Consider the following 10,109-nt stretch of genomic DNA (forward strand, 5'->3'; position numbering starts at 1 on the left):
ATGAATTGTCAAAATATGAATAAAACTACTGTAATTTTGTTAAGCAAAGCAAAGCAAAGCAAAGCTATTATTATATCTTTTAAATAATTTTAAATTTTATATATTGAAATTTTTTAGGACATTTAATTTTTTAAGCGTCTGCTTGCGTTTTGCAAAAAATCAATTTGCAATTCTTAATAACAATGTGGCTCACGCTGTGTGCCTCGCCAAAGGCGGACTTTGGTCTTGGCAAGCCCATTGTGTTAACAATTCAGAGAAAGTCACACAATGGGTTAAAACCGCCTTGTTGTATAACTTTTTAACATTAATCAAATTCAATTTCGATAGCTTATCAAGGAAAATAAAAAATTCTTGTTTAGTTATAAATAAAAATTTATTTCAAAATAATGCCAATGGCAAAGGAGAAAAAAATGAGCGAAGAAAAATTTTGTAAAAACTGTGGAAAGCAAATAAACGAGGACTTTAAAATATGTCCTTACTGTGGAGAAAAAGTGCAAGATGAGATTACTGAAAATGGGATAAATAATTATGAAGTGTCGACTAAAAGCGGTATAGTATGTTTGCTTTTATTCATTCCTTCAGGATTATTTGGAGTGCATAAGTTTTATGTTAGGAGAACTTTGGGTGGGATAGTGATGTTAATATTAACCATTACGATTATAGGAGCTATCATTTCTTTTATATTATGGATAATAGATTTTATACAATTATTACGCGGAAATTTTAAAGATGCCGAAGGCAAATATATTAAAATAGAAAATTATGATACTGAAAATAGAGCAAATAATTATGAAGTGTCCCCTAAAAGCGGTATTGTATGTTTGCTCTTATTCTTAAAATTAGGAATATTTGGAGTTCATAGATTTTATGCGGGGAAAATAGGTTCTGGAATTATTATGCTTCTATTATTTGTTCCTTTTATTATTATTTTTTACTTTCATGATATTTGGTCGCATATGGTCTCTGGATTATATTATTACAATGAAGCTGATACTATATTTGGAGTAATGGTTATATGTTTTATTACTCTAACTGTATGGTGGACAATTGATTTAATATCAATTTTAAGAAGCAAATTTAAAGATTCTAAAGGAAGATATATAAAAATAAAATAACTAAAAATTTATTAATAGGAGATATAACAAGGTATGAGTAGCGGAAAAGAGGCTAAATTATTGAGAAAAGCGGGAGCTAATTAAAATGAACGAGTTGCCAATAGAAATAATAATTGCTGTGGCGGTATTAATAATTATAGCCGTTGCGATTTTAATTAAAGTTTTGATTTATAAAAATTCTAAAGCCTCTTATTTGGAAAAGAGTAAAACTTACGAAGAAATTGAAGGAGTATATTTTAATAAAAGCGCAAACACAAATATAAAAATTAAACATATAGAAGATAATAAATTTTATATAGAAGGATATTATAACGATAAAAGAATTATTCACGGTTCTATATCGCATAAGCAGAGTAAAAGTTTCAAAGGAAAAAGGAATACTTTTTCTTTTAAGATAAACGATAACTATTTGGAGATTTTAATTAAAGATAAAAATTGTTTATATGTTGAATATAAAACTATGAATAATATTGATAATAATATTAAAGCCTTACAGGGCATATACGAAAGAAATTTAAATTAATTATTAAGTTAAAAATAAATTTAATATAAAAAAATTAAATAAAGGAGAAACTTTCATGAAAAAATCATTAATTATTTTATTTTTTGCTTCTATTTTACTTTACGCTAAAGCCGAAGCTCATACTTTTAAGGAGTAAACTATGAAACAAAAAAATCTAAAATCACACAATAAACTTCAATTCTTTTCTCTCTTCCAAATTCTTTATAACTTTTGCGGGAATTCCAACCGCTACGGAATTTGCGGGAATATCTTTTGCCACAACCGAACCCGCTCCTATAATAGAATTATCGCCAATACTAACGCCAGGAAGTATATTCGCTCCCGAACCTATCCAAACATTATTTCCTATAATCACTTTTGACGGGTAAGTCGTATTTCTATCCGCCAAATCGAAGCCATGATTTAAAGTGGAAATTATAACATTTTGCCCGATAAAAACTCCGTCTCCTATAACGATTCCTCCTCTATCTTGAAAACAGCAGTTAATATTAAAGAATACATTTTTACCGATAGTTATATTTTTTCCAAAATCGGTATAGAAAGGCGGAAAACAATTAAAACTTTCGTCAATTTCTTGCCCCGTGAGTTCGGCGAATAATTTTCTCACTTCTTCGGGAGTATGATAAGAATTATTTAAAATCGTTGTTATTCTTATCGCGTTTTGAGCGCATTCATGCATGAAAGGAGCTTTTTCTTTATCGTCTCCTCTAATATAATTTCCTTCTTTACAATATTTTATAAAATCGTTCATATTCATTTTGTATCTCCTATTTTTAATTTTATTTTTCATTTTCATCTTTATCTTATAAAATTCGTCCAAGCGTCAGTTTCGACTTTTGGAGCGTTAATTCCCGCTTTTTTGCCAGCTTCTATACATTTTAAAATCCAAGCCATGTTTCTGCCAAGATTTCTCATTGTCTGCATACCTTCCAAATCTTGCATCGTTTCTTCGGGCGTATTTCCATGAACCATATTCCAATAAGTAGAAGATATTACGGGCATTTGCGTTACCGTTAAATGTTTTACAATCGTATCAAGCGTAGCCGTAGTTCCTCCTCGTCTTCCAGAAGCTATAACCGAAGCGGGTTTTTGAGCAAAATAATTATTAGCGGCGTAAAACATTCTATCCATTGCCGATAAAATTCTTCCGCTCGGATGCGCGTAATAAACGGGAGTTCCGAATATGAAACCGTCCGCATATTTTGATTTTTCTATCCATTCGTTTACTATATCGTCATTAAAAGTGCAAATATATTTTCCAACGCATTTATTACAGCCTATGCAATCTCTCACTTGTTTTGTTCCGATTTGCAATATTTCGGTTTCAATTCCGTTTTCGTTTAGAGTTTTTGCGACTTCGCAAAGCGCTGTATAAGTGCAACCGTTCATTTTAAAACTTCCGTTAAAAAGCAATACTTTCATTTTATTTTCTCCTTAAAAATTTTAATACCAATCATGTTTTTCGTTTCTTTCGAGAGAGGCTATTTTTTGCATCTCTTCGGCGGTTAATTCAAAATCAAATATATCAATATTTTCTTTAATATGAGCGGGATTGCTCGAGCCAGGAATAACGACAACCTCTTTTTGAATATCCCATCTTAAAATAACTTGAGCGACAGATTTATTATGATTTTGAGCGATTTCTTTCAAAACTTTATCGTTCAATAATTCTTTTTGATGTCCGCGTCCGCCCAACGGATACCAAGCCTGAACGACAATTCCTTTGCTTTGAATATACGGAACAACTTCATTCTCCTGATAATAAGGATGAATTTCATTTTGAACGAGAGCGGGCATAATAGTTATTTGCGGAAGAAAACTTTCCAACTCTTTTATATACCAATTTGATAAACCGATAGAGCGAATCTTTCCTTCTCTAACCGCTTTTTCCATTTCTTTATACGCCTTTACATCGTTTGCTCCTGGATGATGCAAAAGCATTAAATCAATATAATCAATGTCCAATTTTTCCAAAGCTTCGTTTATGGATTTTTCGGCATCGTTAAATTGACTCGGATATAATTTTGTAATGACGAAAATCTCTTCTCTCGGAACGCCAGATTTTTTTATTCCTTCTCCGACTTCTCTCTCGTTATGATACATATAAGCCGTGTCGATTAATCTGTATCCGTTTTGTAAAGCGGTTGAAACAGAATTAACGCAAGTCGCTCCCGTCAAACTGTAAGTGCCAATTCCAACAATCGGCATATCGTATCCGCTGTTTAATCTGACGGTTTTTGTTTGTAAATTAAAAGAAATATCGTTTTCCATGTTATTTTTTACCTCGCTTTTTTGATTTATTTCATTTGTCTGATTTGAAGAAAATAATTTTGAACAACTAATTAATTCGATAATTACAATGCAAATCATCATATAATTTAATTTTTTATTTTTCGTTTTCATTTTTTCTCCTTCATTAAATTACTATTTTATTAACGAGTTCATAGAATTTATTTCAAACCCTACAAACTCATTAACATTATCCTTTATTTTAAATTTGTATTAAAAAAGTCTTCCAATTTGTCGAATGGAATTCTATCTACTCTATCGTAAAGGTCTATATGTTCCGCATCTTCCACAATATATATTTCTTTAGGTTCTGCAGCGGCTTCGTAGGCGTCTTCGCTAAAGAAACGAGAATGCGCTCTGTCTCCCATAATGAAAAGAATTGGACGAGGCGATATTTCTTTGATAAAATCCAAAAGCCTATAATTCATCATAGACAAAAGGCTCGTGCTTGTAAAACCGCCCAAAGCGTTTGTATGATGTCCTCTTTTCAACGCGTAAAATCTAAACCATTCGGCGTTTAATTCGTCAAGCTCCGATGGAACTTCGTCTAAAGGTTCTTTTGGGAAAAATGGAATATATTCTGGATATCCGTTTTCCGCGTCAACCCATCTTTGCAAAGATAATCTTTCTTTTACTTTTTGCAAAGCTTCTCCTTCCAAACCTCCTCTTGCAGACACGCTAATATCATACATACTCGTTGTTGCAATCGCTTTAATTCTCGTATCGTATTGAGCCGCGGATAGAGCGAATCCTCCCGAACCGCAAATTCCCACTACTCCGATTTTTTCTCTATCGACAAATTCTTGCAAACCGAGATAATCTACCGAAGCGCTGAAATTTTCGACAAATATATCGGGAGACGAAACATTGCGAGGAAAACCTCCCGACTCTCCCATAAATGATTGGTCGAAAGCCAAAACTATAAAGCCTCTCAATGCGAGTTCGTTTCCGTAAACGCAAGGTCCCTGTTCTTTGACTCCGCCATAAGGAGCGCCGACTATAATCGCGGGATATTTTTTCGTTTTATCGATATCCTTCGAATAATATAAATCGGCGGCGACATCCAAACCGTAGCGATTTTTATATGTTACTTTCGTTCTCGTAACATTTTCGTTTAATTCTGAAATGTATCCCATTTCTTCCTCCGCTTTATTTTGATTTGCATTAATTTGTTCGTTGTTTTTATTATTACAGCAAATTAACGCGAAAACCGTAATAATAAAAATTAATGTTTGTTTTGACTTCATCGTCATCTCTCCTTCGCCGTTTTTTCGGCATTTTTAATTTTTTTATTTATTAAACAGTATTGCAAATAATAGTCAAATACTTTTTAGGTATGGGGAGCTATGCTTTAAAAGTATAGAATTAAAATAGATAATTTTTAGTCATGAAAATACGACCCCACGCATCTTTGCATGAGGTTCGTAAAAATTATATTATATAATAGTTCCATTTTTTACTACGGTATTTTTAGGAATTATGACTATTCCGTCTCTTATGCAGTAAAATTCGCTATCCTGATTTTGAATTTTCCTTTTATTAACTATGGTTACTTCGTTTCCTATTCTAACATTTTTATCTATTATAACATTTTTTAGAGTGCATTTTTTTCCTATCCCGATTTTAGGCAAATGTCGAATATTAAGCCTCTCAATATCCTCGCTATTTTCGTAATAGTCGCTTCCCATCATAATAACTTTTTCCAATGTAGTGCCGCTTTGAATAACTGAACGGAGTCCTATAACCGATTCTTTTATCGTGGCGTTTTCTATTTTGCAACCGTCCGCTATTATACTCGAAGTTATATTCGCTTTTTCGATTTTTGATGCGGACAAATAACGAACATGCGTATAAATCGGAGCGTCTTCGTCATAGAAATCGAAAGGAGGATTCTTGCTTCCGAAAGAAATATTCGCGTCAAAATAAGCTTTAATAGTTCCGACATCTTCCCAATATCCTTGAAATGCGTAACTGAACACTTTATATTTTTTTATCGCTTCTGGAATAATATCCTTTCCAAAATCCATCATCGTTTTGTCTTCCAAAAATTCTTTAAGAACATTTCTTCTAAAAATATATATTCCCATAGAAGCCAAATATTCTTTTTTAGGGTCTTCAATATCGAACATTTTCTTTTGCTCGGCGCTTAATTTTAAAGAATTAAGAATATCGTCTTCTTTAGGTTTTTCATAAAAATTAGTTATCTGTCCTCTTTTATTTACGAGCATTACTCCGAAACCTTTTGCGTCTTCTCTACTTACAGGCACGGTCCCTATAACTATATCCGCTCCCGTTTCAAGCATATGGCGAATCATAACATTATAATCCATACGATAAACTTGGTCGCCCGAAAGTATCAAAACATTATTGATAAATTCGTTGTCAAAATGCGAAAGATTTTTTCTCACCGCGTCCGCAGTTCCCTGATACCAATCTTCGTTTGTGTCCGTTTGTTCGGCGGCTAAAATGCTTACTTGTCCTCTTGAGAAGTTATCGAATCTATAAGCGTTATAAATATGATTATTCAAAGACGCGCTGTTGAATTGAGTTATAACATAAATATTCCTAAGTCCGCTGTTGATACAATTCGATACGGGAATATCTATCATTCTATATTGTCCGCCTAAAGAAACCGCGGGTTTTGAACGCGCTTTAACCAAAGGATATAATCTCGTTCCTCTTCCTCCTCCAAGTATTAATGCGACAGTGTTATATGCTCTCATAAAAAACTCCAAAAATTATTTATATTAATAGTATAGTAAAAAATTTTATATTTTTCAATAAGCAAAAATTATTTTATATTATATTAAAATGTTTTAAGGCTTTATAAATTCCGTCATTATCTACATCGTCCGTTATATAATCGGCGGCTTCTTTAAGTTTTTCGTTCGAGTTTCCCATAGCTATTCCGATTGCGCAATGCTCTATCATGCTCAAATCGTTCCCTCCGTCTCCGAAAGCCATAGTTTCGGAAATATCTATTTTGTAATATTCTATAATTTTGTCGACTCCAATATGTTTTCCTCCGCCTTTAGCGTCTACATCGGCAAATACGGGACACCATCTGCTCGATTCGCAATCTTTAAATATTTTTTCCATCAATTCTTTCTCTTTAATCTCGTCTACATAAATATTAACTTGCAAAACTTCGTCAATATTTTCTTCTACAAATTTTGGAAAATCTTCAACGGATGGAATTTCTAAATTGATTTCTTTTGAAAGCTCTTTAACTTTGTTGTCAATATAATTTGAAAATATTCCGTTATTCGTCATTACCGAGCATGGAAATTTTTCTTCGTTTTCTAAATAATCAAGTAAAGCATGCAATGTTTCTCTACTTATTCCTTTTCTATATATTTCTTTTTCGCCGATATAACAATCTTGTCCGTTTGAAGTTATATAGCCGTCAAATTCCAAATCTCCCAAATTATCTATTTGCAATTTGATTCTTCCCGTAGCTATAAAAACTTTTATGCCTTTTTCTTTAAGTTCTTTAATCGCTTTTTTTGAAGAATCTGAAACTTTATGAGTATTGAAACTAACCAAAGTTCCGTCTATATCGAAAAATATCGCTTTTATCATAAATTATAATCCTTTAATAGTTTTGCCACAAAATCGTAATTATTCATACTCATTATATGCGCTTTTTTATGAATATTAATCATACGCTCAAATAAATTCGTGGAAAGCTCGAGAGCTACTTTTTTTTCTTCTTCGGATTTTTCGCTTGCCGATTTCAATTTGTCAAGCCAATCTTCTGGAATATACGCCCCGGGCAATTTGTAATATATAAAATACGCCGTCTTATAACTTAAAACGGGAAAAAATCCGGGCATTAAAATAGGTTTTTCTTTTAATCCCATTTCTTTTAATGGCATTTCGTCTATCCAATTCAAGAATTTTTTTAAAGTTTCTATTTCGTATATCGGCTGGGTAAATATCGCCTTGACTCCGCTTGCGACTTTTTTTGAAAGCCTAACTTTAAGCATATCGTCATTTTTTGAATAGCTATTTATCGAACAGAAAGGATATATTTTTTTAAGCGGCTCTTTAAAAATAAAATCTCCCGCGCTTTTTCCTTCGTTCAAATTTCTTATTATTTTTATCAAAAGTTCCGAATTGCCCTCGAATACTCCTTTTGCCTGTTTTTGGTTTCCGTTTACAATCGGGTCTCCCGTCAACGCCAAAACCATTCTTATATCGAAATAATTCGCTCCGATAAAATCATTTTGAAAGGCTATTGAATTTTTATCTCTCATCGTTTGAGTTATTATAAAAGGTTTTTCGGTTTTTAATCTTTGAGTAAGTTGCAATGACGCGAGTATAGGCGAGATTTTCAAATTTGCGAAAGGAGAATCGGGAATAACAAAAGCGTCAATATATTTTTCTATTTTTGAAGATTCTATTTTTTGAGCCAAATATCCCAAATCGGCTTTTGCCTGAGGAGTTACTTCCAAAGTGAAAGTAAATTCATTTTCGTTTTCCAATTTGTTAATAAAATTTTCAACATTCATAAAATTATATTATGTTTTTATTATAAAAAAGTCAACTGTAAATAAAATATATCGCTTCGCTTCAAAGTATGGCATTTTCAAGTAATCTAATTTGTGTGGATTGCTTCATATTCGTTCGCAATGACGATTAAAAATTTTTTAAACCTTTAAAATATGTATAAAATGTATTATTATAAAGTCAAAATAAATAATTTTTCCTAAAATTTTATAATTTTTATGCTATTGTATATTGATTTTTTTTTTATTTATTTAATATAATCTTTAATATAAAATTAAAATAAAATTAAAATAATTAAATTTAAGAGGTTTATTTATGAAAGTAAAATTAATAATATTATTATTTATATTAACATGTTCCAAATTATTGCCCGTTAATTTTGAGTTTAGTTTTGGCGGTTCTTTAGGTTCGACTATTGATTTTAGCCAAGTAGTGTCTTCTTTAGATATAGCTAAACCTTTGGAAGGTAGCAGAATTGACTATGGATTTTCCGCAAGCGGTTTTTTGGATATTGGAGCTAATTTTGAACTGCAAGATAGCGAGGTTTTAAAAGGCGTTAGCATTCTATTTGAAACGGGATACTATTATTATATGAGATATAGGACAGAAACCGAAAATATAGATAAAAAAAATAAGTTTAAATATCATAATTTAATATTAGGAGTGTTGCCTAAATTCAATTTTAATAATGGTATTTCGTTCGGAATAGGAGCGGGTATATTTATGCCTCTCTATAGCTGGATAGGTCAAAAAATTAATGATAAGACTGAAGCAAGCCCTTTAGGATTAGGTATTTATGGAGGATTAAGTAAAATCGATTTCAAGAAAATAATTAATATGTATAAAGTTCCAATAATGCCTTATGTAAAATTAAATTTGGAGAAAAATTTTTATATATCGGAGCTTTGGGCTTTCAAAATCGGAGCAAATCTGATTTATAACTTTGGTATGGAATTCGATACTGATAATTTAAGAAAAAATACTACTAAATATACATTTGACGAATATAAATTTTATTCATTGTCGTTTGAGGTATTTTTTGGTTTCGGTTTTGGACGCCCTAAATAAAAATTATATAAATTAATTAGAAGTGTTTTACCTCATGTAAAAGAATGCCTCGCTTAATTGCGGGGCGTTTTTTAGTTTTTCTTTATAAATAATTAATGAATCTCGCCCCAACTTTTGCCTTTATGAATATCCACCGTTATTGGAACATTCGTTTTTACCGAGCGCTCCATTATATCTTTCATAACTTTCATTGCCTTGTCTGATTCTTCTTCGGAGACTTCCGCTACCAATTCGTCATGGACTTGCATAACTATTTTTGCTGTTTTGAAATGATTTTTAAATTCTCTATGAATTCCAATCATTGCGACTTTAATCATATCGGCGGCGCTTCCTTGAATCAAAGTATTCAAAGCCATTCGCTCCGCTTCGTTTCTTGCCATCGCGTTTGACGAATTAATCGTTTTTGATAAATCCCTTATTCTTCCCATCATAGTTCTAACATAGCCTTTATTTTTCACTTCGTTAATTACTTCTTCGCAGAAAGGTTTGACTCTCGCGTAGGTTTCAAAATATCCTTTTATAAAATCTTCAGCTTCTTTTCTTTTTATATTTAATTCTTTTGAAAGTCCGAATGCAGTTTTTCCATAAATTATCGAAAAATT

12 protein-coding genes are annotated in these 10,109 nt (G+C 31.7%); 4 read left to right on the plus strand and 8 right to left on the minus strand.

Annotation, left to right across the window (positions count from 1 at the left end):
* Positions 1 to 142: 142 nt before the first annotated feature.
* The 3 genes from EZH24_RS03150 to EZH24_RS03160 all read left to right on the plus strand — a co-directional run bounded on the left by EZH24_RS03150 (position 143) and on the right by EZH24_RS03160 (position 1,638).
* Entirely contained in the window at positions 143 to 433 is a 291-nt protein-coding gene (locus EZH24_RS03150; protein ID WP_137997679.1) for a hypothetical protein, read from the plus strand.
* The gene (locus EZH24_RS03155; RefSeq protein ID WP_161976096.1) at positions 411 to 1,115 is read left to right on the plus strand and encodes a TM2 domain-containing protein; all 705 of its coding nucleotides are present in this window, start codon (positions 411 to 413) and stop codon (positions 1,113 to 1,115) included. The genes EZH24_RS03150 and EZH24_RS03155 overlap by 23 nt, the downstream gene beginning before the upstream one ends.
* An 85-nt stretch (positions 1,116 to 1,200) precedes the next feature.
* Complete coding sequence (locus EZH24_RS03160; RefSeq protein ID WP_137997681.1) at positions 1,201 to 1,638, plus strand: hypothetical protein; 438 nt, start codon at positions 1,201 to 1,203, stop codon at positions 1,636 to 1,638.
* 160 nt (positions 1,639 to 1,798) lie between these two features.
* Here EZH24_RS03160 and EZH24_RS03165 read toward each other — a convergent pair whose 3' ends face one another.
* The 7 genes from EZH24_RS03165 to EZH24_RS03195 form a co-directional block, all read right to left on the minus strand.
* The gene (locus tag EZH24_RS03165) at positions 1,799 to 2,395 is read right to left on the minus strand and encodes a DapH/DapD/GlmU-related protein (RefSeq protein WP_137997682.1); all 597 of its coding nucleotides are present in this window, start codon (positions 2,393 to 2,395) and stop codon (positions 1,799 to 1,801) included.
* 41 nt (positions 2,396 to 2,436) lie between these two features.
* The gene (locus EZH24_RS03170; RefSeq protein ID WP_137997683.1) at positions 2,437 to 3,060 is read right to left on the minus strand and encodes a flavodoxin family protein; all 624 of its coding nucleotides are present in this window, start codon (positions 3,058 to 3,060) and stop codon (positions 2,437 to 2,439) included.
* Between the two features lie 21 nt (positions 3,061 to 3,081).
* Positions 3,082 to 3,909 (minus strand): aldo/keto reductase, encoded by an 828-nt coding sequence (locus tag EZH24_RS03175; protein WP_137997689.1) that lies wholly within the window; start codon positions 3,907 to 3,909, stop codon positions 3,082 to 3,084.
* A gap of 215 nt (positions 3,910 to 4,124) precedes the next feature.
* Positions 4,125 to 5,174: an alpha/beta hydrolase gene (locus tag EZH24_RS03180; RefSeq protein WP_137997684.1), complete on the minus strand. Its 1,050-nt coding sequence runs from the start codon at positions 5,172 to 5,174 to the stop codon at positions 4,125 to 4,127.
* A 189-nt stretch (positions 5,175 to 5,363) separates the two neighbouring features.
* Positions 5,364 to 6,650, minus strand: a complete 1,287-nt coding sequence (locus EZH24_RS03185; RefSeq protein WP_137997685.1) for a glucose-1-phosphate adenylyltransferase — start codon at positions 6,648 to 6,650, stop codon at positions 5,364 to 5,366.
* A 73-nt stretch (positions 6,651 to 6,723) separates the two neighbouring features.
* On the minus strand, positions 6,724 to 7,509 hold the full coding sequence (locus tag EZH24_RS03190) for a Cof-type HAD-IIB family hydrolase (RefSeq protein WP_137997686.1): 786 nt from the start codon (positions 7,507 to 7,509) through the stop codon (positions 6,724 to 6,726).
* A complete protein-coding gene (locus EZH24_RS03195; protein WP_137997687.1) occupies positions 7,506 to 8,441 on the minus strand; it encodes a methylenetetrahydrofolate reductase in 936 nt (311 codons plus the stop codon). The genes EZH24_RS03190 and EZH24_RS03195 overlap by 4 nt, the downstream gene beginning before the upstream one ends.
* Positions 8,442 to 8,754: 313 nt before the next feature.
* On the opposite strand from EZH24_RS03195, the gene EZH24_RS03200 reads away from it, so the two are divergent.
* A complete protein-coding gene (locus EZH24_RS03200; protein WP_137997688.1) occupies positions 8,755 to 9,507 on the plus strand; it encodes a hypothetical protein in 753 nt (250 codons plus the stop codon).
* A gap of 92 nt (positions 9,508 to 9,599) precedes the next feature.
* Here EZH24_RS03200 and EZH24_RS03205 read toward each other — a convergent pair.
* Positions 9,600 to 10,109, minus strand: a 510-nt coding sequence (locus EZH24_RS03205; protein WP_236847049.1) for a DNA polymerase, incomplete at its 5' end; no start/stop codon positions are given.

Origin of the sequence: Brachyspira catarrhinii (genome assembly GCF_005518285.1) — a bacterium.
GTDB lineage: Bacteria > Spirochaetota > Brachyspiria > Brachyspirales > Brachyspiraceae > Brachyspira > Brachyspira catarrhinii.